This window comes from Streptomyces rubrogriseus (genome assembly GCF_027947575.1).
Lineage (GTDB): Bacteria > Actinomycetota > Actinomycetes > Streptomycetales > Streptomycetaceae > Streptomyces > Streptomyces rubrogriseus.
Genome location: NZ_CP116256.1, coordinates 4095584 through 4120795, shown reverse-complemented (window position 1 = coordinate 4120795; position 25212 = coordinate 4095584). Strand labels below are relative to the sequence as shown.

Sequence of the window (25212 nt, the reverse complement as noted above, 5' to 3'; positions counted from 1 at the left end):
GCCCGGCCGAGGTCAGCCGATCTGCTTGATCACGCGGGCGGGCACTCCCGCGACGACGGTGCCCGCAGGGACATCACGGGTGACCACCGCACCGGCGGCCACTACCGCGCCCGCACCGATGGTCACCCCCTGCGTGATCACGGCGGCCGTGCCGATCCAGACGTCGTCCTCGACGACGATCGGGGCGAAGGAGAGGTGTGAGCGGCGCTCGGCCAGGGGCAGCGGATGGCCCCCGGTGATGAGGCCGGCCTTCGGGCCGATCATGACTCGGTTCCCGATGCGGATGCCTCCCTTGTCCATGAAGGTGCAGCCCTGATTGACGAAGACGTTCTCCCCGAACGTCGTGTTCAGCCCGTACTCGGTGAAGAACGGCGGGTAGATCGTCACCGATTCCGGCAGCGCACCACCGAACACAACGGAAAGTAGTTCCGCACGACCTTCACTGTCGCTGAACGGAAGCACGTTCAGTCGAGACGTCGCATCGGTCACCTCCACGATCCGCTCCGCATGACGCGCGAACTCGGGCGTATGGACATACATGATCTGCTCTGTGCGGGTGGACATGCGCCGATCCCACCACCGCACGGAACCTTCGATCAAACAACCCTCACCACATCAGACACAACCCACAGTTGTGGAAGTAGGCTGACGGTGTGGATGTGGAAGCGCTGCGGACGTTCGTGGTCGTCGCCGGGACCGGTCAGTTCCAGGCCGCCGCCGACGAGCTGGGGATCAGCCAGCAGGCGGTCTCCAAGCGGATCGCGGCCCTGGAAAGGCATGTCGCGGTCACGCTTCTGGTGCGAAGTCCCCGAGGCTCCCGGCTGAGCCTGGACGGGCAGGTCTTCCTGCCGCACGCCAAGAAGGTCCTGGCCGCCATCGAGCAGGCCGAGCGGGCCGTCAACGCGGGAAGCCGCCCGTTGCGCGTCGATGTCCTCAATCGGCGCATCTCCCCGGCCCAGGCCGTCTACCGGTTCTACCGCTCCCGCCCCGAGACGGACCTGGACGCGGTCACGCTGGACCAGGAGAACGCCGCACAGGCCGCCCGGGCGGTGCTCGAAGGGATGGTCGACGCGTCCTTCCGCGCCTTGCCGGCGGACCGGGTCCCGACCGGGATCAGCGCCGAACGACTCCTGGACGAACCCCTGGAACTGCTCGTCGGCCCCGGCCACCCGCTGGCCGACGCGCCCCGGATCAGCCCGGTGGACCTGGGCGGCCACCGCATCTGGATCCCCGGGATCAGGCCGGGCACGGAGTGGGCCGCGTTCTACCAGGCGCTGTCCGAGGCCTTCGGCCTGAGCATCGACGCGCTCGGCCCCAACTTCGGCGACGAGGCCCTGATGGACGCGCTCGCCGACTCGGCCTCACTGGCCACCCTCGTCGGGCGGGGCGACCGTTACCTCTGGCCCCGGACCCACGACCTGCGGCGCATCCCGTTGCACGACCCGACCCCGGTCTACCCGCACGTGCTGCTTTTCCGCACCGGAGACCGGCACCCCGTGCTGACCGCGCTACGTGACCACCTGCGCACCACGGCCCCGCGCACCCCGCACGACGCGTGGACGCCGGACTGGACAGTGACAGTGCACTGACCGTGCGTCTCCCGGACCGGCATTCAGAGCACGTACTGCTCAATGCTGCGGTGGCGGACGACGCCGTGCGCGAAGTCGGGTACGTGTGCGGTGCCCTCCCGCAGGTCGTCCAGGAGGCGTTGGTAGGCGTGGGCGACCGCGTAGGCCGGCGCGTCGGCTCGGGGGTCCAGCCGCGGGACACGGGCGTGCGCTTCCGGCACCGTCAGGGGCGCGAGGGCGGTGGACGTTCCGCGGCCGCCCTCCAGGGTGAGCGGGCTGAGCTGCGGGTGGCCGACCGGGGCGGTGAGGACGAGGTCGCCCTCGGTGCCGTTGATCTCCCAGCGGAAATTGGTGCCCCGGGACGTTCCTCCGCGGTAGTGGAAGGTGGCGACCGCTCCGCCCGGCAGCCGTCCCGAGGCCACCACCTGGTCCGCGGCGGTCATCGGCACGGGCCGCCCGGTCTCGGTGTCCACGGCCGACGTACGCCGGGACGCCGCCCGGATCCGCAGTTCCTCGGGCTCTCCGAGGACCGACGCGACTCCGTCGAGGGCGTGCCCGAAGGGAACGGTCAGCAGCGTCGCGCCGTTCGCGGCGTCGAGCACATGGTGGTCGGCGGGGCCGACCGTGGCGCCCCAAGCGCCGCCGGAGCCGACGACCGTCGTGGACAGTACCTCCCCCACGTAACCGTCGGCCACGAGATGCCGGGTGTAGGCGAACGCGGGGTGGGACCGTGCCTGGAGTCCGACGACGGTCGGCACGGCATGAGCGCGCGCCAACCGCGCCATGTCCTCCGCCTCGGCGAGCCCGTTGCCCAGCGGCCACTCGCACAGCACGCTCTTGCCGGCGGTCAGCACCGTCCGTACGAGTTCCCGGTGGTGCGGCACCTTCACCGCCACGACCACGAGGTCCACCTCGTCGCAGGCCGCCAGTTCGGCGGCCGTACCGAAGGCACGGCGCACACCGTGCTTGTGTCCGGAGCGCTCCGCCGACTGCTTCGAACTCGTGCTCAGGGCCCGCAGCTCGAATCCCGGGACGGCACGCAAGGCGGGGAGGTGAGAGCGTTCGGCCCAGCTCCCGCGCACGCGCCCCGAGTCCTATGACCCCCACGCCGATGGGCCTGCCGGAGCGGGCCAGGTCGGCAAGCGATGACCCGGGTGTGTTCATGATTCGTCACCTTTCCGGCGGAACTGCTAGCGTTGACATCTCAACACTAAGGAAGGGCGCGTTGATATGTCAACACACGGCGGGGTTCCCGAACCGCAGGAGGGCACGAGCGAGGCAGCACTGGATCCCGTCGGCCTGTGGTCCGCCTTCAAGCGCGCCCACGAGGTCGTCCGAACCCGCGTGATAGCCGACGCCGCGGAGGCGGCGGGCCTCTCCGAGCCGGACCTGACCATCCTCGCCGACCTCAACAAGGCGGGAGGCGCCTTGCGTCAGAGCGAACTCGCCGCGTCGCTCGGCTGGGACCGCACCCGCGTCTCGCACCAGCTCACCCGCATGAGCAAGCGCGAACTCGTCACCCGCCGGCGCGCCAACGGCGTGATCGTCACCCTCACGGACGCCGGGCACCAGGCCATTACGGCCGTGTACCCCGGCCTGGACGCCGCAGTACGCCGCCACTTCACCGACAAGCTCTCCGCGCAGGAGGTCGAAACACTGACCGCCGTCCTTGACCGGCTGTAGCCGTCCCGGCCCGCGCCACCGCACGGTGCGCCGGCGCGACGGGCGAGAGTCGCCACGGGGTGTCACGCTGGATCACACAGGAACTGCGAAAGGGAACGTCCGTGATCACCAACGACTTCGTCCCCGGCTCCCCCTGCTGGCTCGACCTCGGGTCCCCGGACGTCGCCGGGACGGCGGCCTTCTACGGCGGTGTGTTCGGGTGGACGTACGAGGCCATGGGGGAAGACGCGGAAGGCGGCATGTTCCGCAAGGACGGCAAGATCGTCGCCGGTCTCGGCAAGCTCACCGAAGAGGGCGCGCGCTCGGCCTGGATGATCTACTACTCCGTCGCCGACGCGGACGCCACCACTCAGGCGGTGCAGCGCGCCGGCGGCACGGTGCGGGTGGCGCCGACGGACCTGGACGACTGGGGCCGGATGGCTCAGTACAGCGACCCGTCCGGCGGTCAGTTCGCCGTGTGGCAGCCGGGCCGGACCAAGGGCGTCGAGCTCGTGGACCAGCCCGGGACGCTGTGCTGGACGGAGCTGTACACGAGCGACGCCGCGGCGGCCAAGGAGTTCTACGGCGAGGTCCTCGGCTGGCGGTTCGGCGACATGGCGGTGCCGGGCGGCGAAGGCACGTACTCCCTCATCACTCCTTCCGGCCTGTCCGAGGACCGGATGCACGGCGGCCTGATGCAGCTCGACGAGCGGGATCTCACCCTGACCGGCGGCCGGGCGTACTGGCACCCGGTGTTCGCCGTCACCGACTGCGACGCCGCGGTCTCCGCGGTCACGGCGCACGGCGGCAGCGTGCAGATGGGGCCGGCCGACGCGGAGGGCGTCGGACGTCTGGCCGTGTGCCTCGATCCGTCGAAGGCGGACTTCGTGGTGCTGGCTCCGACCTCGGGGTGACCACCTGGACGCGGCGGCCGGGCAGCCCCCGCGGTGGCTGATCACGTGACCGGTTCCGGCGGCGTCGAGGTGTTCGGGACCCCGGTGCCGGTCGCCGCCGCCTGCCACGCGCCCGGGCGCGCGCCCGTGGCCCTGTGGAAGAACACCGAGAAGTTGGACGCGTCGGGGAAGCCCAGGACGCCGGCGCAGCGGGCGGCGGTGAGGCGGTCGTGCGCGAGGAGCCGCTTGGCTTCCAGCACCAGCCGTTCCACGACGTATGCCTTCGCCGTACGGCCGGTGGCCTGCCGCACCGCACGTGAGAGGGTGCGGGGCGCGTATCCCAGCGTGCGGGCGTAGTAGCCGGCGTCGTGGTGCTGCCGGAAGTGCGCCTCGACGCTGGCGCGGAACAGGCGGAACACCGGATGGGCGAGTCGCGCTTCGGCGTGCGGCGGGTGCAGCCGCGCGACGAGTGCGGAGAGCAGGATCGCGGGCAGCTCCGTCGAGGAGTCACTCGGCGGGGCGGACGCTTCGAGGCGGAGATGGCCGCGCGCCGCGTCGACGAAGGGCCAGTCGGCGGCGGGGACGGTCCAGTGCGCTGCCGGGTCGGGAGCGACGACGAGTTCGCGGGTGGCGCGGGTGACGGGAGCGGTCGGCACGAACAGTACGAGGTGCCCCTCCACCTCGGCGACGTCGTCCCACCGGTGCACCGCCCCGGGGGGAATCCACACCGCGGACCGGTCCTGGAGGGGGTGGAGGTGGAAGTCGACCGTGACGGCGCCCCGTCCGGCGTCGATGACGGCGAGGACGTGGAAGTCGGCGCGCTGCGTGCCGCCGTCGTTCAGCTCGCGGAGGCGGCCGAACGTCATCGTCTCGACCGAGGCGGCGCCACGGCCGGGGGGCTGGTAGGTCATCTGCCGGATCGTGCTCACGTGTCCAGTTTTCACCATCGGGCGACCGGTCGCGCCGATGCCCGGCCCGGGGTGCGAGGGGTTCGATGAACACAGGGGGCAACCACCCCCGGGCATCGAACGAGAAGAGCCATCATGAGCACCACGCAGCACACGCTTCCGCCCGTTTACGACCATCGGACCGGGACCGGGCCGACCCTTGTGTTCCTGCACTACTGGGGTGGCTCCGCCCGCACCTGGGACCTCGTCGTCGACCGCCTGCCGGGCCGTGCCGTGGTCGCGGTCGACTTCCGCGGATGGGGCCGGTCAAGGGCGCTCCCCGGCCCTTATACCCTCGGTCGCCTCGCCGACGACACGCTCGCCGTGCTCGCGGACGCGGGGGTCACCGACTACGTGCTGGTCGGACATTCGATGGGGGGCAAGGTCGCCCAGCTGGTGGCGGCCACCCGGCCCGCGGGCCTGCGCGGAATCGTTCTCGTCGCCTCCGGACCCGCCAAGCCCGCCGCCCAGGTCACTCCCGAGTACCGGGAAGCCCTGTCCCACGCCTACGACTCGGCCGAGTCCGTGGCCGGGGCACGGGATCACGTCCTCACGGCGACCGAGCTGCCCGCCGCGCTCAGGGCGCGGATCGTGACCGATTCGCGGAACGTCGGCGACGCCGCCCGCATCGAGTGGCCCTTGCGCGGCATCGCGCAGGACATCACCGAGCACACCCGCAGGATCGACGTGCCCGCGCTCGTGGTCGCCGGGGAACACGACCAGGTGGAACCGGCCGGTGTACTCCGCGACAACCTGGTGCCCTACCTCGCCCGAGCCGACTTCGTGGTGGTCCCCCGCACCGGACACCTGATCCCGCTGGAGGCTCCGGCCGACCTGGCCGACGCCGTCACCGCGTTCGCCACGGCGGTCTGACCGTCCCCATGGGTCCGGGCGGGCCGGGCGCGGGAACCGACACTCCCCAGTCCTCGGGAACGGCCGACTCTTGATCAATGGCTCGTTTTCGTCTACCGACTGTCAGTGGCGTGGGCAATGGTTGCGCATGTCCGGGCCCCGACCGGGGCCCTGCGTTTCGAGTCCGTGCACCCCAACACCCAAGGGAGAAGCATGCGTACCGAGATCGTTCTGTCCCACGAAGCCCCCGAGCTCGACCTCGACCTGGACCTCCGCGTCTCCGATCTCCCGGAGCAGGCCGCGCAGTTCGGCGAGGGCACCTTCACGTCGCCGAGCAGCTACGCGATCGGCACGCGCTGCCCCATCTGTTGCTGACGGACTGAGGCCCCCTCGGGGCTCTTCCGAGCGGGGCGGCCCCGAGTCCGCCCCGCTTTCCGCACGACGGCGAGGAGCACACACGTGGCGGCGGAGTCCGAAGCCCACCGAGCAGCAGCGGTCTTCGAGGTACGGGAGCCCGTACTGGTCCGGATGGCGAGCCGGCCGCGCGGAGCCGCTCCGGCCACGGTCGACGCGGCCGAGCCGGTATCCGGAGCGCGGCAGCTCGCCGCCGATCCCCTGCTCGGCCAGGCGGTCCGGGTCGCCAGCGGTTCGCTGGCCCACAGCCTGGCCCGTCTGACCACTGACGAGGGCGCCTCCACCCTGGGACGCAAGCGGACCCTGAGCGCCGCGCGAACCCTGACCCGGTACGCCCGCCGCGCCGCAGCGCGCCCCACCCCGTTCGGCCTGTTCGCGGGTGTCGGCACGGCCCGGTTCGGTTCCGTGGCCAAGGCCGAGCCGGGAACCGGTGAGGTCGCGGTCCGGCTCGACGGGGCGTGGCTGCGCCGACGGGTCCTGGCCTGGCTCGGGGAGCCCGCCGTCCGCCGACGCGTGGACGTCGTACTCAACGACCTGTGTTTCGTCCGGGACGGGCGGCTGTATCTGCGTACCGGCGCGCAGGAGCAGTCGGTGCGCGACAACGCGCTGGTCGGCGCCGTGCGCGAGCGGGCGCGCAATCCGGTGCCGTACGCGGATCTCCTCGGGTCGCTGACGGAACGCTTCCCGGCGCTGGACGCCGAGCGGCTCGACGGTCAGCTGGCCGGGCTCCTGCAACACGGCTTCCTGCTCACCTCGATCACCCCGCACCGCATCGACGCCCCGCTGCTCGACGGCATCGAGACGGTCCTGGGCGGGGTGCTTCCCGACGACGCGCGGGCGCTGCGGAACATACGGGCGGCCTGCGCCCGGCATCAGGACGATCCTCCGGGGCTGGGCGGCGGCTCCTGGCAGGACGCCCTGGACGCGGTCCGCCGACTCGATGTCCCCGGCACGGGCGACGACGCGCACGCCCGGCCACCTCTGCACGTGGATCTGCACGTGCCCGGCGAGTTCGTCGTCCCCGAGGCGGTCGGCCGGGAGGTGTGCCGGTACGCGGCCGCGATCTGGGAGATCACCCCGCAGTGGACGACGCTGGCGTACATGCGGGACTACCGCGAGCGTTTCATCGAGCGCTACGGCACCGCCTGTGCCGTGCCGTTGGGCGAGCTGGTCGACCCGCACCGCGGTCTCGGTCTGCCCTCCGAGTACGGCGCGGAGCCGGTGTACGCGCGCAGCGGCCCCGGCGACGAGGCGGACGGGCCCAGGCGCGCGATGATCGGCGAGTTGTTGCAGGAGGCCGTCCTGTCCGGCCGTGACCTGGTGCTGACCGACGAGGTCGTAGGGCGTCTCGGCGAGGTCGCCGGGCACGATCCCGCAGCCGCGCCGCCGCGCAGCCTCGAACTCTGCTTCCAGGTGCTCTCCGAGAGCACCGCGGCGCTGGACCGCGGTGAGTTCCGGCTGCTCGGCAGCCCGCACATCGGCGCCTGGACCGCGGGCGCCACCGCGGGCCGGTTCGCGGCGGCGGCCGGCCTCACCGACGAACTCGCCCGGCTGGCCGCCGAGAGCGCCGACGACACGGTGATCACGGCGCAGGTCGAGTTGATGCCCCACGAGCCGCGCGGGCTCAACATCGTCCAAGTGCCCCGGCTGCTGCCGTACCGCATCCCGATCGGCGTACCCGACGACCGGCGCGACCCCCGCTGTCTGGACTGGCGCTCGCTGCTGGTCGCCGCCGGCTCCGACGGACTGCGGCTGCTGGATCCGCGGAGCGGCCGTCCGGTCCGTCCCGTGCTGCCGCACATGCTGGCCCTGGACACCCAGGCCCCGCCGGTGGCCCGGTTCCTCGTGGATCTCGCGACCGCCCGGCCCCGCGTGTGGTCGGGCTGGAACTGGGCGGGGCACGACGCGCTGCCGTATCTGCCGCGGGTCCGGTACGGACGGGTGGTGGCCGTGCCCGGGCGCTGGCTGCCGGGCCGGCGGCTGCGCGACGCGGCCCGGGCACAGGGCGCCGGGGCATGGGAGCAGGGCCTCGACGCCTGGCGCCGGCGGCTGGCCGTACCGGACCGGCTGCAGATCGCGCGCAACGACCAGATGTACCCCGTCGACCTGCGTGAGCGGTGGGACCGGGACCTGTTGCGCGCCGAACTGACCGCCGCACATCCTCGGTTCGTCCTGTACGAGGACCTGACGGCCGACGGCGCCGGGCTCGGCTGGAACGGCGGGCACAGCACGGAGATCGTGGTGCCCCTCGCGGGGGCGCGACGCGCCGCCGGGCGCACGGCGCCGGAGAGTGCCGAGCCGGCGCGGGGACGGACCGCCCCGCCCGCCCCGCCCGTACCCGTCCGGCCTGCTCCGGTCCGGATCCATCTGCCGGGCGAGGACTGGCTGTTCGTCAAGTGGTACGCCGAACCGTCGGCCCACGACGCTCTGCTCACCGAGCGTCTTCCTGCCTTGCTCTCCGAGGTGGAGGACGAGGTCGACCGCTGGTTCTTCCTGCGCTACCAGGACCCCGAGCCGCATCTGCGACTGCGGTTCCACGGCGATCCCGAGGCATTGAACGGCCGGGTGCTGCCCGCGATCAGCCGGGTGTCACGGGCTCTCGTTGACAGCGGAGCCCTGCGGACGATGACCCTCGACGCGTACCGGCCCGAGAGCGACCGGTACGGGGGCGAGGCCGTGCAGGAGGCCGCCGAGCGCTTCTTCCGCACCGACAGCCTGTCGGCGCTCGTCCAGTTGCGCGCGCTGCAGGGTCCCGCGCGGGCGGTCCCCGGTGCCGTGCTCGCCGGGCTCGGCCACGCGGTGCTGCTGGAATCCCTCGGGGACTGGGACTGGCGCGGCTGGGTCGACCGGATGTTCACGAAGACCGTGGAGCACGAGGTCTACCAGCGACACCGGGCCGTCGCGGACCGGCTGATCGGGCCGGGCCGTGCGGTGTCGTCGGCCGCGGCGGTCCTCGGGGTGCCGTCGCTCGGCGCGCTGTGGTCCGAGTCGCCCGAACCACGTGCCTACGGGGAGTTGATCCTGTCCGCCCCGGAGGCCGACCGCGACGAGGCCCTCCTGTCGCTCCTGCACATGCGGCACAACCGGCTGTTCGGCATCGACCGGGCGGCCGAGGCGCGGGGGTACGCGGTGCTGCGTGGCGCGGTACGCACCCATGCCGGCCGCCGGCGGCACGTGAGCGGGAGCGGGAGCGGACGATGAGCGGCACCACCGAGGGCGGGTCACGGGAGCACGCGACGGACGGGTCCGGGAGGAGCGGGACGCGCGAGGATTCGGCCGTCGAGTCCCCCCGGTCCCTCCGGGAACGGGCCGGAGCCGTCTCCGCCGAGATCCTGGACCGGCTCGCCGATCCCGCCGCCACGATGGCGGCCACGCGTATCCCCGCCCGGGCGGCGGACGACGGGGTGGCCGAGCCGATCTGGGCCGAGCTCACCCTCGGCAGCGGCAGCCCCGGACTGGCACTGGCGTTCGCGGGCGCCTCCCGGGACGCTGCGCGGCAGGTGCCGCGGGCTCACGCGTATCTCACGGCGGGAACCCGCGCCGTCTCGGGGCGGCCCGGCACCGCGGGCGGGGTCTTCAAGGGGCCGGGGGCCCTGGCGTTCGCCGTGCTGCTCGCCCACCGCACCACCGGGGGCTACGTCTCCGCGCTCCAGCGCTTCGACGCCTACCAGCGCGACCTCGTGCGGACCGTCCTGCCGCCCGTGGAGGACCGGCCGCTGCCCACCATCGGTCACTACGAGGTGGTCCGTGGTCTGACCGGCGTGGGCCGCTATCTGCTGGCCCGCGCGGAGAGCTGCGAGGAGCCGCTGACGGCGGTGCTCGACTACCTCGTGCGCCTGTCGCTCGGCACCGTGGAGCACCAGGGTGCGGACGTGCCGCGCTGGTGGGCCCTGGACGCGCCCCGGATCGGCTCCGAGGCGGCGTTCCCCGGCGGCCACCTCAACCTGGGCCTCTCGCACGGCGTCGCCGGGCCGCTCGCCCTGCTGGCCCTGGCCTGGGAGAAGGGTGTGCGGGTGCCGCGGCAGCGGGAGGCCGTGGAGGCGACGGCCGCGCTGCTGCGGACCTGGGCGGTCGCGGACCGATACGGCGTCTTCTGGCCCGGCTACCTCTCCTTCGCCCAGTGGCAACGGGGGCCCGCCGCCTACGACGGCGCCGCGAAGTGGCCGGCCTGGTGCTACGGGGCTCCCGGGGTTTCCCGGGCCCTGCAACTGGCCGGACGGGCGCTCGGCCGGGCGGACTTCTCCGACCTCGCCCGCGCCTCGGTGGAGCGGCTGCTGGTCCTCCCCCGGTCGGCCTGGGGCATCGACGACCACGCCCTGTGCCACGGTTGGGCCGGGGCCCTGCACCAGCTCGGCCGGCTCAACGAAGCGTGGCAGGACCCTCGGCTGGCCGAACTGCGGGACGACATCGCCGCCGGACTCGTCTCCGCCTTCGACCCGGAAGTGCCGTTCGGACTGCGCTTCACGATGACGAAGGTGCCGTTCGGCTCCGATGTCTCCGGCTACCTCGACGGGGCCGCCGGTGTCGCACTCGCCCTGGACTCGTACGCGGCGGCCGGCACACCGGCCGACTGGGACATGCCCTTGCTGCTGGCCTGACCCGCGGGGCCGGGGGCGATCGTGCGACCGCCCGTCCACGGAGGTCCGGGCTGCCTCCGCGATGGCGGAAGGCGGCCGTCTGCCGCGTCGCGGTCTGCATGTCCGCATGGAATCAGCCCTCCGGGAACGGATGGGGAGTCAGCCCTCCGACGGCGCCTGGCCTGTCGGCCGACCTCGCCATTATGCGTGAGCATTGACAAAGTTTCGCTCTTGCTCATCAATATGTTGTCCACGGTGCCCCACTGGCAAGAGGTGCGGCGCGAATCCCTTCGGAGGGGAACCATGGGCGCACACACGGCGGTGGCGCCACCGCATCCAGGTGCCGGTACGTCGCCGGGCGGGGCCCCGGCGCCGCACCGGCCTCGCCGGCCCCGCGACGACCGGAAGGCGGCGTGGCTGTTCCTGGCGCCGGCCCTGCTCGGCTTCGCGCTCTTCTACGCGTATCCGACCGTGCGGGGCATCTACTACTCGCTCACCGACTACAGCCTCATCGCCACGCCCGACTTCGTCGGCGGGGACAACTACAGCCGGCTGATCGGCGACGAGCAGTTCTGGAACGCGCTGCAGGTCACCGGCTACTACGTCCTGGTGAACATCGTGTCGCAGACCCTGCTGGCACTGGTCCTGGCGACGCTGATGCACCGTCTGACCAGGTCGGTGGCACTGCGGGCGATGCTGCTGGTCCCCTGGCTGGTGCCCAACGTGACCGTGGGACTGCTGTGGATGTGGCTGCTCGACACCAACCTCGGCCTGGTCAACCATGTACTGAACTCCCTGGGCGTGGGCACCACGGGCTTCTTCACCTCCCCCGACTGGGCGATGCCGAGCGTGGCGGCGGTCAACACCTGGGCCTACACCGGCTACACCGCATTGCTGCTCTACGCCGGCATGCTTCAGGTCCCGCAGTACCTCTACGAGAGCGCCTCGCTGGACGGGGCCGGTGAGTGGCGGATGTTCACGAGGATCACGCTGCCGTTGCTGCGGCCGGTGCTCTCGCTGGTGCTGGTGGTGTCGCTCATCGGCTCGTTCCAGATCTTCGACACGATCGCCGTGACCACCAAGGGCGGGCCGGTCAGCGCCACCCGGGTCATCTACTACTACATCTACGAACAGGCCTTCACCAACTTCCACATGGGCTACGCCTCCGCCGTGGCCGTGGTGCTCGCGCTCATCCTCGGCGTGCTGACGGCCGTACAGATGCGCCTGCTGCGCGCTTCCCGCTCGGACCTGGCCTGAGGAGCAGACCATGACACGCATCAGGACCAGAGTCTCCCCCGGCCGGATCGCCGCGTGGGCCGTGCTCGTCGTCGCGCTGTTCGCGACCGTCTTCCCCTTCTACTGGATGGTCCGCACCGCGCTGACCCCGGCGGCCGACCTGTACACCGACTCCACCGGGCTGGTCCCGGACCACCCCACGATGATCAACTTCCTGCGGGTGCTGGGACTGACCAGCCAGGAGGAAGCCGTGGCGGCAGGCGGCTCCGGCGCACAGGTCGACTTCCTGCGGTACCTGCTCAACTCGGTGGTCTACAGCGGGCTGATCGCGGTGCTGCAGACGCTGTTCTGCGCGATGGCCGGCTACGCCTTCGCCCGGCTGCGCTTCCCCGGCCGCGACGTGGTCTTCGGGGTGCTCGTCGGCGCGCTGATGGTGCCCCCGATCTTCACCGTGCTGCCCAACTTCGTGCTGGTGAAGGACCTGGGCTGGCTGAACACCTTCGTCGGCATGGTCGCGCCGAGCGTGCTGATGACGCCGTTCGCGGTCTTCTTCCTGCGGCAGTTCTTCCTGTCGGTCCCCCGCGAGGTGGAGGAGGCCGCAATCCTGGACGGCGTGGGTCCCTGGGGGATCTTCTGGCGGGTGGTGATGCCCATGACCCGCGGCCCGCTGCTCACCGTCGGACTCACCACCACGGTGTGGGCCTGGAAGGACTATCTGTGGCCGCTGCTGTCCGGCCGGGACGAGGAGACGCGGGTACTCACCGTCGCCCTCGGCATCTTCCAGCAGCAGTCGCCCAACACCCAGCCCGACTGGACCGGGCTGATGGCGGGGTCCGCCCTCTCCGTGCTGCCCGTGCTCGTCCTCCTGATCCTCCTCGGCCGCCGGCTCGTCGAGTCCCTGAACTTCACCGGCATGAAGTGACCCGCCCCCGCGGAGCCACCGCCTGTCCCCCACCGCCCCCACCGATCCCGTACGAGCCAGGAAGGCCCCTCGCGATGAGACCCCGACACCTGCGCGCCGGCGCGGCCCTGCTGTGTCTGGCCGCCCTCACCACCCTCGTCTCCTGCGGCAGCTCGGACGAGGCGGGCGACGGGCGGACCACCGTCGACTACTGGCTGTGGGACGACCTCCAGCTCCCCGCCTACCAGGAGTGCGCGACCGCCTTCGAGAAGGCCAACCCGGACATCGCCGTCAGGATCACGCAGACCGCCTGGAACCAGTACTGGCAGAACCTCACCACGCAACTGGTCTCCGGCGAGGCGCCGGACGTGTGGACCAACCAGGCCACCTACTATCCGCAGTTCGCCGCCGGCAACCAGCTCCTGGACCTCCAGCCCTACGTGGAGCGGGACGGGCTCGACGTCTCCGCCTACCAGGCGGGCCTCGCCGACACCTGGGTGAAGGACGACAAGCGCTACGGCCTGCCCAAGGACTGGGACACCATGGCCGTCGTCTACAACACCGGCATGCTGAAGAAGCAGGGCGTGGACCCCGCCGCCCTGAACGACCTGACGTGGAACCCGGCGGACGGCGGCACCCTGGAGCAGGTGATCGCCAGGGCCACGGTGGACAGCGAGGGCCGCAACGGTCTCGACCCCGCCTTCGACAAGGACCACGTGGAGGTCTACGGCTTCCTGCCCGAATGGGCCGACGGTGCCCAGGGCCAGAACGGCTGGGGCAACTTCGCCGCCGCCAACGGGTTCGAGTACCTCGACAAGAACCCCTGGGGCACGCACTACAAGTTCGACGACCCCAGACTCGCCGAGACCGTCTCGTGGTTCCGGCACCTGATCGACAAGGGCTACGCACCCCGCCTCGACCAGCAGTCGAGCGTGGCCAGGACCGAACTGCTCATCGCCGGGAAGGGCGCCATGTCGCTCGCGGGCTCCTTCACCGTCTCCAGCTTCACCGGCCCCAAGGTCGAGCAGGACTTCGGGTTCGCGGCGATGCCGGTCGGCCCGGCCGGCCGCAAGAGCGCCCTGAACGGTCTCGCGGACTCCGTATGGGCCGGCACGGACCACAAGGAGGAGGCGTGGAAGTGGGTCAAGTACCTCGCGTCGGCCGACTGCCAGGACCGGGTCGCCGCGCACGGTGTCGTCTTTCCCGCCCTGAGGAGTTCCACCGAGAAGGCCCTCGCCGCCCACGAGGCCGACGGTGACGACGTGCGCGCCTTCACCGACGCCGTCGGGACGAAGGGCGTCGCCTTCCAGCTTCCCGTCACCGAGCACGGCACCGAGATCAGCCCCCTCGTGCAGGACGCCATCCAGTCGGCGATCCTCGGCCAGGAGGACGCCGCCGATGCCCTGGAGTCGGTCAACGGCAAGGTGAACGACCTCTTCGACTAGGCGCGGGCCCCGGCCCCCGTACCCCCGGGCCTCCCCGTACCGCACGCGCCCCCGTCCGCACCGCGAAGTCCATCCGTACCGCAAGCCCCACCCGTACCGCAGGTACCGCAACGCAAGGAGACCCATGGCCCAGCTCGTAGAACTCGGCGGGCGCACCCTCGCCGTCGAGCTCGCAGGCGACGCGCCGCCCCGAGCCGTGGAAGGCGGCCTGCTGCTGCCACCCGGCCGGATCGCCGTGCTCCACGGTCTCGGGGACGCGCTCTTCTACCGTCACGGACACAACTCGTGGAGCCCGTGCGGCTGGCGCCGGCTCTCCGAGGCGCCGCTGCGGATCGAGAGCGCCGAACGCCGTCTGACCGCCGACGACACCGTGTGGGACGATCCCGCCCGCCACCACTCGTCCGCCGTCGCCGCCCTGGAGGGGCCGGACGGGCGGGTGCTGCTGCTCGGCGCGCTCGGCCTCGACGTCCCCCGCCTGACCGCCGACCGGGACACCCTCGCCGGGTGGTGCGAGCGCGACGGTGCCCCCTGGTTCCTCGCCCTCGGCAGCGAGGAGGAGGTGTTCGCCGCCTACGCCCGGCACCTCGGCGACCGGCTCGGGCGCAGCGACAAGCGGGCCGGCAACGTGTGGTGCAGCTGGTACGCGTACTACGAGAGCATCACCGAGGAGCAGCTCACCAAGGACGTCACGGCGCTGCGCGGCCTGCCCTTCGACGTCGTCCAGGTCGACGACGGCTGGGAGCGGGCGGTGGGCGACTGGGAGGCCAACGACAAGTTCCCGTCCGGGATGCGCGCGCTGGCCGACCGGATCACGGACGCCGGGCTGCGGCCCGGACTGTGGATCGCCCCGTTCATCGTCCTGCCCGGCTCCCGCACCGCCCGGCAGCGGCCCGAGCTGCTGCTGCGCGACGGGCGCGGCGAGCCGGTGGTCGCCGGGCACAACTGGGGCGTCGGCTACTGGGCGCTCGACCTCACGCTGCCCGCGGCGCAGGAGCACCTGCGCGAGACGATCCACCGGGTCGTCCGGGAGTGGGGGTTCAGCTACCTCAAGCTCGACTTCGTCGGCGCCGGCGCCGTGCCCGGCGTGCGTTTCGCCGACGTGGGCCGCGAGGAGGCCTACCGCACCGGCCTCTCGATCGTCCGCGAGACGGCGGGCCCGGACGCCTACCTCCTCGGCAGCGGTGCCCCGCTGCTGCCCTCGCTGGGGCTGGTCGACGCCATCCGCAGCGGTCCCGACGTCGCACCGATGTGGGAGCACTACGCCACGCAGGACCCGTCCGACGCGCTGGCCCGCAATGCCGTCGTCAACACGGTGCACCGGTTGTGGCAGTCAGCGCTGCTGGAGGTCGACCCGGACGTCGTGTACTTCCGCAGCCGCCTGAACCTGCTGACCGACCAGCAGCAGGGGCTGCTGCGCGACCTGGCCGACGTCTGCGGGTTCCGGGCCGTCTCCGACCCGCCGGGATGGCTGCGCCCGGAGGAACTGCAGGCGATGGAGGCGTACTTGACCGGCCGCCCGGAGGTGCGCCGGCTCGGGCGCTACCGCTTCGCGCTCGACGGCCGGGAGGTGGACTTCGGCGCGGCCGTGGCACCCGGCGACGAGCAGCGCTATCCCATCGCCTGACCCCGTACCCGCACGCGGCCACCGCCATGAATTAGTAAACTCTTCAGCAATATTCGGCGGTGGCCACCGCAACGCCTCCAGGGAGCACCAACATGGCGACGACCGGAACGGACATGTCCCGGATGCGCGAGATGAACCAGCTGTCCATCGTGGGAGCACTGCGCGGCAACCCGCCGTCCACGGTCACCGAGCTGGCGTCCCGCTCCGGCCTGTCCCGTCCCGCGGTGGACGTGCTGGTGCAGTCCCTGGTCGCCGACGGCTGGGCGGAGGTGGAGGAGCCGGGGGCCAGCAGTGTGGTGGGTCGTCCCGCGCGCCGTTACCGGTTCCGGGCCACCGCCGGGCACGTGCTGGGCATCGACATCGGCGTGCACAAGATCCTCGTAGTCCTCAGCGACCTGGAGGGGAACCTGGTGCGCACGGTGCGCCACCCGGCCGCCCCGGAGGCGGCGCCCGCCGAGCGGCTGGCGGCGGTGGACCGGGTCGTCGACGAGGTGCTGGCAAGCGCGGGCATGGCGCCGGGCGACATCTGGGCGGTGACCGTCGGGGTGACCGGTCCGGTAGACCGCAGCGGCCGGACGACGCTGTCCAGCCCGCTGCCCGGCTGGAGCGAGGCCGACCCGGCCGCCCACCTCGGTGCCCGGTTCTCCTGCCCCGTGCAGGTGGAGAACGACTGCAAGCTGGCCGCCGTCGCCGAACGGTGGCGGGGCGCCGCGCAGGACGCCGACGACATCGTGTACCTCCTCGCCGGGCTGCGCACCGGCGCCGGTCTCATCCTCGACGGCACCCTGCGCCGGGGCCACGGCGGCGCCGCGGGAGAGATCGGCGCGCTCAAGGCCGTACGGTGGCTCACCGCGCCCGACCACCTGCAGACCTGCCCCGGAATGCCGGCCACCGCCGCGGAGGGCGAGGCGGCGGCCTGGGTCTTCCAGGCCGCCCGGGACGGCGACCGGGACGCCCGGACGGCCGTCCGGCGCTACACCCGCGACCTCGCGGTGGGGGTGGCCGCCCTGGTCCTCGCCCTGGACCCGCAGGTCGTCGTCTACGGCGGCGGGTTCTCCCGCTCCGCCGACGTGGTCCTCGGTCCCCTGCACCGCGAACTGACCAAGCACTGTCTGCGGATGCCCGAGCTGCGCGCCTCCACGCTCGGCGACGAGAGCGTGGCGCTGGGGGCGGTGCGGCTGGCCCTGGACGAGGTCGACAGCCGGCTGCTGAGCGACGGTCTTGCGGCGCCCAGCGCACCCCGACGCTGACAGCGTGGCCGGGCACCCACCCGGCGCCCGTACGCAACACCCGACAGGAACGAAGGGACAGCCCAGTGAGCACCCGTGACCAGATACCCGATCGGCACCTGCGCGTCGGCGTCGTCGGCGTCGGACAGCGCGCGGACATGGCCGCTCTGGTGAACCGTTCCGGCGCTGCCCGGATCGTGTCCTGCGCCGACCCGGACCCGCGGGGCCGGGAGGACGCCAGGCGTCTGTTCGGCGCGGACGTCGTGGTGCACGACCGGTACGAGCGGATGCTCGACGACGAGCTGGACGCCGTGTTCGTCCTCACCCCCGACCACCTGCACACCGAACCCGCGCTGTTCTTCCTCGCGGCGGGCGTGGCGGTGTTCGTGGAGAAGCCGCTGACCATCACCGTCGCCGACTGCGACGCGCTGCTCCAAGCCGCGTTCCACTCCCGCACCCGGCTCTACGTGGGCCACAACCTGCGTCACCTTCCCGTAGTGCGGCGGATGCGCGAGCTGATCGACGACGGCGTGGTCGGCCGCGTCCGCGCGGTGTGGTGCCGCCACTTCGTCGGCCACGGCGGGGACTTCTACTTCAAGGACTGGCACGCGCAGCGGGCCAACACCACCGGCCTGCTGCTGCAGAAGGGCGCCCACGACCTCGACGTCGTCCACTGGCTCGCCGGGGGCTTCTCCCGCAACGTGGTCGCCCAGGGGGCACTGGCCGTCTACGGCGACAACCCGCGCCGGACCACGCAGGAGACCGCGCCGCCCGGTCAGCGCATGCCCGACTGGTTCGACCCGGAGATCTGGCCGCCGTCCGCCCTGCGCGACCTCAACCCCGTCGTCGACGTCGAGGACATCAGCATGATGCTGGCCCGCCTGGACAACGGCGTGCTCGCCAGCTATCAGCAGTGCCACTTCACCCCCGACTACTGGCGCAACTACACCGTCATCGGCGACGAGGGCCGCCTGGAGAACTTCGGCGACGGCATCGACGGCGATTCCGCACGGGTCGACGTGTGGAACCGGCGCCGCTCCGGCTACCGTGCCGACGCCGACCTCTCCGTTGCGGTCGTGGCGTCCGACGAGGAGACGCACGGCGGCGCTGACCGGGCCCTCGTCGAGGAGTTCCTGCGCTTCGCCGCCGCCGGAGGGCCGACCGAGACCTCGCCCGTGGCCGCCCGCGAGGCGGTCGCCGCCGCGGTGGCCGCCACGACCTCACTGCGTTCCGGCAGCACACCGGTCGACGTTCCCCCGCTCGACCCGGCGATCGTCCGCCACTTCGCGGAGCACCAGCCCGCCGGGGGGCCGACGGGAGCGGTCCGCAGCCCCGGTGAAGGTGTCGGCGGGATCTGACCGACCACCGGTCGGGTCGAGGGCCGGATGCCGGCCGCTCACGGGTGGAAGCGCCACCGGCCCTCGGTAACGACGTCCACCTCGCCGTCCCTGACGCGAACCGCCGTCTCGTCGTCGATGAAGTAGATCGGGAAGTCCGCCCGCGCGGTGATCCGATCAGCCCAGGCGTCGTCCCGCTCGGGGAAGTCGGGCGAGTAGAGGTGGGGCTTGAGGTACCAGTCGAAGAGACCGAACGGCGGCTCCACGCTCGTCGCACCGAGCACGTGGAGGTCCGCGGCGTCCCCGATGACGTCGGCGGAGTGTCCGGTGAGATTGCGGCTGAAGATCATCGACCCGGCGCTGACCCCCACGTAGACACGGCTCCGCAGCGCGTCCAGGAAGCCGTCGGCCAGGCCGTTGCCGGTGATGCTGCGCGCGAGGTGATAGTGGTTGCCGCCTTCGACGTAGACGACGTCGGCGTGGAGCAGCCGGTCGAGCACCAGCTGCTGGGGCAGGCCGTTCAGCTCAAGGATGTCGAACTCCTTCCAGCCGAGGCCGTGCAGGCGGTTCATGTCCGCGACGAGCCACCCGTGGTCCCCGGGGCCCGCGACGGATGCCGTGGGAACGAACACGACGTTCGCCGATCCGAACGGTTTGCCCAGCATGTCCCGCAGCGCATCCCGCAGCGTCTCGTTGCGCAGGCCGCTCGCCGTCAACAGGAAGTTCATCGGGCGAGCCAAGCACGTCCGACGGACGGCACGCAAACCATCCCCGGGCCGGGTCGACGCGGCTCCGGACGTCGGGGCCGAAGACGTCCCGACCGGGGGTGACCCGACGGGCGGTTGTCAGTGGCGCCTGCCAGGATGCGCCGATGACCTCAAGCGACCACCCGCTCAAGGCGGCCCTCGACGAGCCGCGGGCCCACCTCCTCGATCTGATCGGTGCTGTCGAGCCGTGGGACGACCTGGAGCGTGCCCACCTGGAGTCCGCCAGGCACTGGATCGCCGGCGGCGCCCCGATCCATCGGGTGCGCAAGCCGGATGTTCCGCCCATGCACCTGGTGAGCTACTTCGCCGTCCTCGACGACACGCGCGGGCAACTGCTGCTCGTGGCGCACCGCAAGGCGGGTCTGTGGCTGCCTGCCGGAGGCCACGTCGAGCCGGGTGAGGACCCGTGGGCCGCGGTGGTCCGCGAGTGCCGTGAGGAGCTGGGCATCGAGGCGGTGGCGTCGCCCGTCGCGGGCGAGCTTCCGTTCTTCCTGACCGTCACCGGAACCCGGGGGCAGGGCGCGCACACCGACGTCTCGCTGTGGTACCTCCTCGACGCCGACGCCCGCGCCGTCACCGACTACGACCGGGGCGAGTTCAGCGCCGTTCGCTGGCTGACTCACGAGCAGGTTCTCGCCGAGCCGGCCGAACTGCTCGACCCTCACATGCACCGCTTCACACGGAAGCTGGCGTGGGCGCGGGCGGGTCGGGGTGGGTGAGAATTGCGGCGGTCACCTGCTCGAGAGCGGCGGCTGTTTGTCGGCACGTGTCCACCACGAGTCCCGCGAGGACGGTCCACCATGACCATGCAACCCTGGTTCAACGAGGCCAAGCTGGGCATATTCGTGCACTACGGAATCTACTCGGTCGACGGAGTGCCCGAGTCCTGGGCCCTTTTCGACCAGGTGGTGCCGCACGAGCAGTACATGCGCCAACTCGACGGCTTCACCGCCTCCGCCTTCGATCCCACCGCTTGGGCCGGGCTCTTCGCGCGTGCCGGGGCGGGCTACGCCGTGCTGACGGCAAGGCACCACGACGGAGTGGCCCTGTGGGACACGCGGTTGAGCGACCTGAGCGTGGTCGGGCGCACCCCCGCGGGACGCGATCTGGTTGCCGAGTTCGTGAGCGCGATGCGCGCCCGGGGCCTCAGGGCCGGCCTGTACTACTCGCACTCCGACTGGAACCATCCGGACTACGCATCGGTGCGGCACCCCCGGCCGCCGCATCCGGAACTGGTCGACAGCCCCTACGTCTCCCCCGCCCCGGGTGCCGAGGACCCGCTTGCCTGGGAGCGCTACCTCGACTACCGGGACGGCCAGGTGCGCGAGCTGCTCACCCGGTTCGGACCGGATCTGCTCTGGTTCGACGGCGAGTGGGAGCGCTCGGCCCAGCAGTGGCGGATGTCCGAACTGGCGCGGTTGATCCGTGATCTGGCACCGGACACGGTGTGCAACTCCCGGCTGCTCGGCCACGGCGACTACGCCACACCCGAACAGGGTCTGCCGATCTCGGCGCCGGAGACCGACTGGGAGTTGTGCCTGACCGTCAACGACTCCTGGGGACACCGGCCGCAGGATGTGAACCACAAGACGGTGGGGCAACTCGTGCGGTACTTCGCGCAGACGATCGGCATGGGAGGAAACCTCCTGCTCAACGTCGGCCCGCGCGCGGACGGCACCATAGCTCCGGAACAGGCTGAACGGCTCGAAGGGCTGGGCGACTGGATACGGCGCCACTCGGCGGCCGTCCACGGCACCGTGGGAGGCCTGCCGCCGGGACACCACTACGGTCCGAGCACCCTCTCCCCCGACCGCCGTACGCTCTACCTCGTCTGCTTCGACCCGCCGAGCGAGACCGTCTGCGTCCGTGGCCTGCGCAACGCCGTACGCCGGGTCAGCGTCCTGGGCACCGGGACGGAACTCCCCCACCGGCGCACCGGCGGCCTGCACGACGTCCCCGGAGACCTGTGGATCGAGGCGCCCGCACCGGCGGACCTCGCCCCGCACGGCAGTGTCCTCGCCCTCGAACTCGACGGCGAGCTGGAGCTGTACACCGGTCCGGGCCGCGTGTGACACGGGCACCGATGGGGCGTCACGTCGCCGCGTCGGCCGGCGCGGGTGAGCGGCGCCGGCTGGGCGGGGTGGTGCCGTCGGTGTCCGCCGGATGCGGTGCGAAGGGGCCGTGCAGGGCCGCCCACTGCAGGAGAAGGATGGTCTTGCCGTCGGCGATGCGCCCGTCGCGGGTCATGGCGAGGGCTTCGGTGAAGGGCACTTCGAGCACCTCGATGTCCTCGCCCTCCTCTTCGACGCCGCCGCCGGTTCCGGTTCGGTCGGCGGGGGTGTACGGAGCGGCGAAGAAATGCAGGCGCTCGGTGACGGAGCCGGGGCTCATGTAGGCGTCGAGGACGTGGGTGAGCGGGCCGAGGTGGACGCCGAGCTCTTCGGCCGCCTCCCGGCGGATGGCGGCGGGCGGGTCGTCCGCGTCGAGCAGCCCCGCGGCCGCCTCGACGAGCATCCCGTCCGGGTGGTCGTTGACGTACGCCGGGTAGCGGAACTGGCGGGTGAGCAGGACCCGGCCGCGTCCGGTGTCGTAGGGCAGGACGACGGCGCCGTTGCCGCGGTCGTAGGTCTCCCTCGCCTGGGTCTCCCAGCGTCCGTCCCGGCGGCGGTAGTCGAAGGTGGTGCGCCGCAGGACGTGCCAGCCCCGCGAGGTGAGCTCGACGTCGCGGACCACGACGCCGGGGTTCCGGTCGAGCTCGCGTCCCGCTCGGTCGAGGCCGGTCCGGCCGCGGTGGTCCGGGACGTCCACACCCGGGCGGGCCCTCACCGCTCCGCCTGCCGGTCGAGGACGGGTATCTGCGCGACGTCGTGGTAGACGGGCAGGCCGCGACGGCGCGCGTGGGCGACGTCCCGGTCGGCTCCCGTGGAGTCGCCGGGCAGCCGCAGTACGGCGTCGCAGCGGGCCAGGAGGCGCTCCGCGGTCGGGTACAGCACCTGGTCGGCGAGGGGGTCGGTGGGGCCCGCGCCGGCCGAGTGCAGCACGGGCAGGGCGATCCATTCCCCGATGACGGGGAGGTGGCCTGCGGCGAACACGGGCCACGCGGCCGCTTCGAGGCGTGCGAGGTTGGCGGCCATGGCCTGGGGGTCCCCGTCGGTGCCGGAGCGATAGGGCCCGGCGATGAGGATGAGCATGGGTTTGTCGGTCACGGGCGCTACGATACATGCAGAAACGTGCAAGAACAGGAGAGAACACGGATGCTGGCTGCTGAACGGCGGGACCATCTGCTGGGTCTGCTTGCCCGGCAGGGCAAGATCGTCGCCAAGGACGTCGCCGCCGAGCTGCGGATTTCCGAGGACACCGTGCGGCGCGACCTGCGTGACCTGGCGAGCGAGGGGCTGTGCCAGCGGGTCTACGGCGGGGCGCTCCCCGTTTCGCCCGCCGTGGCGGACTACGGCGCCCGGCAGACCGTGGCCCCGGACGGCAAACGGAGGGTCGCCTCGGCGGCCGCCGGGCTGGTGCGGCCCGGCGGGGTGGTGATTCTCGACGGCGGCACGACCGCCCTGGCCGTCGTCCACGCGCTCCCCGAGGACCTGGACTGCACCGTGATCACTCACAGCCCGACGATCGCCGCCGCCCTGCTCGACCATCCGCGCGCCGAGGTGTTCGTACTCGGTGGCCGGCTGTTCAAGCACTCGGCGGTCGCCTGCGGCGCGGCGGCGGTCGAGGCCGCGCAGAACGTCTCCGCCGACCTCTTCCTCCTCGGCGTGACCGGCGTGCACCCCGAGGCGGGACTCACCACCGGGGACGCCGAGGACGCCGCGATGAAGCGCGCCCTCGCCGCGCGCGCCGCGGAGACCTACGTCCTCGCCTCGTCCGAGAAGATCGGCACCGCTTCCCGGTACCGCGTCCTGCCCTGGGAGGAGATCAGCGGACTGATCACGGACACGCCGGCGAACGATCCGGTGATCGAGCGGCTCACGGCAGGCGGCGTCGAAGTACTGGCGGCGGACTGAGGGCGCGGTGCCGTGTCAGTCGGTGTCGGGCGGGCGACCCGGGCCGGGTCAGCGTCTGCGGCCGGCGTGCAGTTCCAGCTGCTCGGCTTCGAAGCTCGCGCGGAAGGCGCGGTCGTGCGAGACCGCGACGACCGCTCCCGGGTAGGCCGCGAGCGCCGCCTGGAGGTCCTCGACCAGGTCGAGTGCGATGTGGTTGGTCGGCTCGTCGAGGACGAGGAGGTCTGCGGGCCGGGTCACCAGGGTCGCGATCTGCAGCCGCCGCCGCTGCCCCACGGACAGGGCGGCGACCGGAACGCGCAGATCCTGCTCGCGGAACAGGCCCAGGGACAGGAGCTGTTCGGCGTACTCGTCCGGCAGCCCGGGCCGCCCGGCGGCGAACGCGGCCAGCAGCGGCAGCCGGGTGGCGTGCTCGGGCAGTTCCTGGGCGAGGTAGCCGATCCGGGCGGGGCGCCGTGCCGAGCCCGCGTCCGGCCGCAGGTCGCCCGCCAGCACGCGAAGCAGCGTCGTCTTTCCCGCGCCGTTCTCGCCCGTGACCAGGAGGCGCCCTGCGGGCTCGATCGCCAGGAGCCCTTCCAGGCACAGCCGTCGTCCGACCCGTACGTCGGTGAGCTCGGCGAGTGTGCCCTGCGCCGGACCGCCGGCTGCCGGCTGCAGTGCCGTCGTGAACCGGAGCGGTACCGGCGGCTTCGCCACCGGGTCGCGCCGCAGCCGGTCCAGGCGCTCGCGCACCGAGCGCACCTGCCCGCCGAGCTTCGCCTCGCTGGAGCGGCGGTGCTTGCCGAAGCCCTGCTTCGGGTCGCGGCCGGTGGTGTTCAGCCGTCGGGCGGCGGCCGCCAGCAGCTCCTCCGCCGCGGCCACCTCCTCGGTCCAGTCCGCGTACCGCTGCTCCGCCCCGCGCCGGGCGGCGGCCCTCGCGGCGCGGTAACCGGCCCACCCGTCGCCGTACCGGCGCACGGTGCGCTCGTCCCGGTCGACCTCGAGGATCGTGGTGGCGATGCGCTCCAGGAAGCCGCGGTCGTGCGTGACGGCGACGACGGTGCCGCGGTGTGCGCGCAGGTGTTCCTCCAGCCAGCGCACGGCCGCCCCGTCGAGGTGGTTCGTCGGCTCGTCGAGGAGCAGCAGTTCGGGGGCGGCCGCCAGGGTGCAGGCGAGGGCGAGGCGCGACTGCTCGCCACCGGACAGGGAGCCGAGCGGACGCTCCCGGGCGATCCCGGCCAGCCCGAGACCGTGTGCGGCGGCATCCACCCGGGCGTCCGCCTCGTATCCGCCACGTTCCTCGAAAGCGGTCAACAGCTCGCCGTATGCGGCGAGTTCTGCTTCGGACGCGCCGGCGAGGGACTGCTCTGCCGCACGGAGCGCTCGCTCCATGTCGCGCAGTTCACTCAGCGCAAGGTCGACGGCGTCCTGTACGGTGCGGTCCGCCTCGAGGCCGAGGGTCTGGGCGAGGTGACCCGTTCCGCCGGGGAAGCGGACGGTGACCTCCCCGGCGTCCGGCGCCTCGACCGCGGCGAGCAGCCGCAGCAAGGTGGACTTGCCGGAGCCGTTCTCACCGATGACGGCGGCCTTCTCGCCCGGCCGGATGGTGAAGGAGACCTGGTCGAGGACGGTCCGGGTGCCGTACGACTTGGTGACGGACCTGACGGACAGCTGTGCCACAGCGGTGGCAGTGGTGGGCAGGGCGGTACTGGCGCGATGGCGCATGAAGCTTTCCCTGGGCATGCGAAGGGTCTACGGGCGGCAGAAGCGG

22 protein-coding genes and 1 pseudogene are annotated in these 25212 nt (G+C 72.3%); 16 read left to right on the top strand and 7 right to left on the bottom strand.

The features are described from left to right. Nucleotides 1-12 precede the first annotated feature (12 nt). Nucleotides 13-540, bottom strand: a complete 528-nt coding sequence (locus tag Sru02f_RS18785) for a sugar O-acetyltransferase (RefSeq protein ID WP_109031479.1) — start codon at nt 538-540, stop codon at nt 13-15. Nucleotides 541-653: 113 nt separating this feature from the next. On the opposite strand from Sru02f_RS18785, the gene Sru02f_RS18780 reads away from it, so the two are divergent. Then, nucleotides 654-1589, top strand: a complete 936-nt coding sequence (locus Sru02f_RS18780) for a LysR family transcriptional regulator (protein ID WP_109031163.1) — start codon at nt 654-656, stop codon at nt 1587-1589. Nucleotides 1590-1612: 23 nt separating this feature from the next. On the opposite strand, the pseudogene Sru02f_RS18775 reads toward Sru02f_RS18780, so the two are convergent. Continuing rightward, nucleotides 1613-2732, bottom strand: a pseudogene (locus tag Sru02f_RS18775) (Gfo/Idh/MocA family protein). A gap of 66 nt (nt 2733-2798) precedes the next feature. Between Sru02f_RS18775 and Sru02f_RS18770 the strand changes: the two are divergent. Further along, on the top strand, nt 2799-3251 hold the full coding sequence (locus Sru02f_RS18770; RefSeq protein ID WP_109031162.1) for a MarR family winged helix-turn-helix transcriptional regulator: 453 nt from the start codon (nt 2799-2801) through the stop codon (nt 3249-3251). A gap of 101 nt (nt 3252-3352) precedes the next feature. Continuing rightward, on the top strand, nt 3353-4144 hold the full coding sequence (locus Sru02f_RS18765) for a VOC family protein (RefSeq protein WP_109031161.1): 792 nt from the start codon (nt 3353-3355) through the stop codon (nt 4142-4144). Between the two features lie 41 nt (nt 4145-4185). On the opposite strand, the gene Sru02f_RS18760 is transcribed toward Sru02f_RS18765, so the two are convergent. Next, nucleotides 4186-5052, bottom strand: a complete 867-nt coding sequence (locus Sru02f_RS18760) for a helix-turn-helix domain-containing protein (protein ID WP_109031160.1) — start codon at nt 5050-5052, stop codon at nt 4186-4188. Nucleotides 5053-5166: 114 nt separating this feature from the next. Between Sru02f_RS18760 and Sru02f_RS18755 the strand changes: the two genes are divergently transcribed. The 10 genes from Sru02f_RS18755 to Sru02f_RS18710 all read left to right on the top strand — a co-directional run bounded on the left by Sru02f_RS18755 (nt 5167) and on the right by Sru02f_RS18710 (nt 18706). After that, nucleotides 5167-5943 (top strand): alpha/beta fold hydrolase, encoded by a 777-nt coding sequence (locus tag Sru02f_RS18755; RefSeq protein ID WP_109031159.1) that lies wholly within the window; start codon nt 5167-5169, stop codon nt 5941-5943. Between the two features lie 192 nt (nt 5944-6135). Further along, nucleotides 6136-6297, top strand: a complete 162-nt coding sequence (gene lanA, locus Sru02f_RS18750; RefSeq protein ID WP_109031158.1) for an SCO0268 family class II lanthipeptide — start codon at nt 6136-6138, stop codon at nt 6295-6297. 84 nt (nt 6298-6381) lie between these two features. After that, a complete protein-coding gene (locus Sru02f_RS18745) occupies nt 6382-9537 on the top strand; it encodes a lantibiotic dehydratase (RefSeq protein WP_109031157.1) in 3156 nt (1051 codons plus the stop codon). After that, nucleotides 9534-10934, top strand: a complete 1401-nt coding sequence (locus tag Sru02f_RS18740) for a lanthionine synthetase C family protein (RefSeq protein WP_109031156.1) — start codon at nt 9534-9536, stop codon at nt 10932-10934. Before Sru02f_RS18745 ends, Sru02f_RS18740 begins: the two co-directional genes overlap by 4 nt. A gap of 282 nt (nt 10935-11216) precedes the next feature. Next, nucleotides 11217-12170 (top strand): carbohydrate ABC transporter permease, encoded by a 954-nt coding sequence (locus Sru02f_RS18735; protein WP_109031155.1) that lies wholly within the window; start codon nt 11217-11219, stop codon nt 12168-12170. Between the two features lie 10 nt (nt 12171-12180). Then, on the top strand, nt 12181-13071 hold the full coding sequence (locus Sru02f_RS18730; RefSeq protein ID WP_109031154.1) for a carbohydrate ABC transporter permease: 891 nt from the start codon (nt 12181-12183) through the stop codon (nt 13069-13071). Nucleotides 13072-13145: 74 nt separating this feature from the next. Then, nucleotides 13146-14495, top strand: a complete 1350-nt coding sequence (locus Sru02f_RS18725; protein WP_109031153.1) for an ABC transporter substrate-binding protein — start codon at nt 13146-13148, stop codon at nt 14493-14495. A gap of 124 nt (nt 14496-14619) precedes the next feature. Further along, nucleotides 14620-16119: a glycoside hydrolase family 36 protein gene (locus Sru02f_RS18720; protein ID WP_109031152.1), complete on the top strand. Its 1500-nt coding sequence runs from the start codon at nt 14620-14622 to the stop codon at nt 16117-16119. A 92-nt stretch (nt 16120-16211) separates the two neighbouring features. Then, entirely contained in the window at nt 16212-17369 is a 1158-nt protein-coding gene (locus tag Sru02f_RS18715) for an ROK family transcriptional regulator (protein WP_109031151.1), read from the top strand. A gap of 137 nt (nt 17370-17506) precedes the next feature. After that, the gene (locus Sru02f_RS18710) at nt 17507-18706 is read left to right on the top strand and encodes a Gfo/Idh/MocA family protein (RefSeq protein ID WP_109031478.1); all 1200 of its coding nucleotides are present in this window, start codon (nt 17507-17509) and stop codon (nt 18704-18706) included. Nucleotides 18707-18744: 38 nt separating this feature from the next. Here Sru02f_RS18710 and Sru02f_RS18705 read toward each other — a convergent pair whose 3' ends face one another. After that, nucleotides 18745-19413, bottom strand: coding sequence for a Type 1 glutamine amidotransferase-like domain-containing protein (locus Sru02f_RS18705; protein ID WP_109031150.1), 669 nt, complete (start codon nt 19411-19413; stop codon nt 18745-18747). A 143-nt stretch (nt 19414-19556) separates the two neighbouring features. On the opposite strand from Sru02f_RS18705, the gene Sru02f_RS18700 reads away from it, so the two are divergent. Both Sru02f_RS18700 and Sru02f_RS18695 read left to right on the top strand, forming a co-directional pair. Next, the gene (locus Sru02f_RS18700; protein WP_109031149.1) at nt 19557-20171 is read left to right on the top strand and encodes an NUDIX hydrolase; all 615 of its coding nucleotides are present in this window, start codon (nt 19557-19559) and stop codon (nt 20169-20171) included. Nucleotides 20172-20252: 81 nt separating this feature from the next. Continuing rightward, nucleotides 20253-21524: an alpha-L-fucosidase gene (locus Sru02f_RS18695; RefSeq protein ID WP_109031148.1), complete on the top strand. Its 1272-nt coding sequence runs from the start codon at nt 20253-20255 to the stop codon at nt 21522-21524. A gap of 19 nt (nt 21525-21543) precedes the next feature. Here Sru02f_RS18695 and Sru02f_RS18690 read toward each other — a convergent pair whose 3' ends face one another. Continuing rightward, nucleotides 21544-22278, bottom strand: coding sequence for an NUDIX domain-containing protein (locus tag Sru02f_RS18690; RefSeq protein ID WP_244941783.1), 735 nt, complete (start codon nt 22276-22278; stop codon nt 21544-21546). Beyond that, entirely contained in the window at nt 22275-22658 is a 384-nt protein-coding gene (locus Sru02f_RS18685; protein ID WP_167469420.1) for a DUF4406 domain-containing protein, read from the bottom strand. Before Sru02f_RS18685 ends, Sru02f_RS18690 begins: the two co-directional genes overlap by 4 nt. Nucleotides 22659-22706: 48 nt before the next feature. Between Sru02f_RS18685 and Sru02f_RS18680 the strand changes: the two genes are divergently transcribed. Then, entirely contained in the window at nt 22707-23465 is a 759-nt protein-coding gene (locus Sru02f_RS18680) for a DeoR/GlpR family DNA-binding transcription regulator (RefSeq protein WP_109031147.1), read from the top strand. A 48-nt stretch (nt 23466-23513) separates the two neighbouring features. Here Sru02f_RS18680 and abc-f read toward each other — a convergent pair whose 3' ends face one another. Continuing rightward, nucleotides 23514-25166, bottom strand: a complete 1653-nt coding sequence (abc-f, locus tag Sru02f_RS18675; RefSeq protein WP_109031146.1) for a ribosomal protection-like ABC-F family protein — start codon at nt 25164-25166, stop codon at nt 23514-23516. Between the last annotated feature and the right edge of the window lie 46 nt (nt 25167-25212).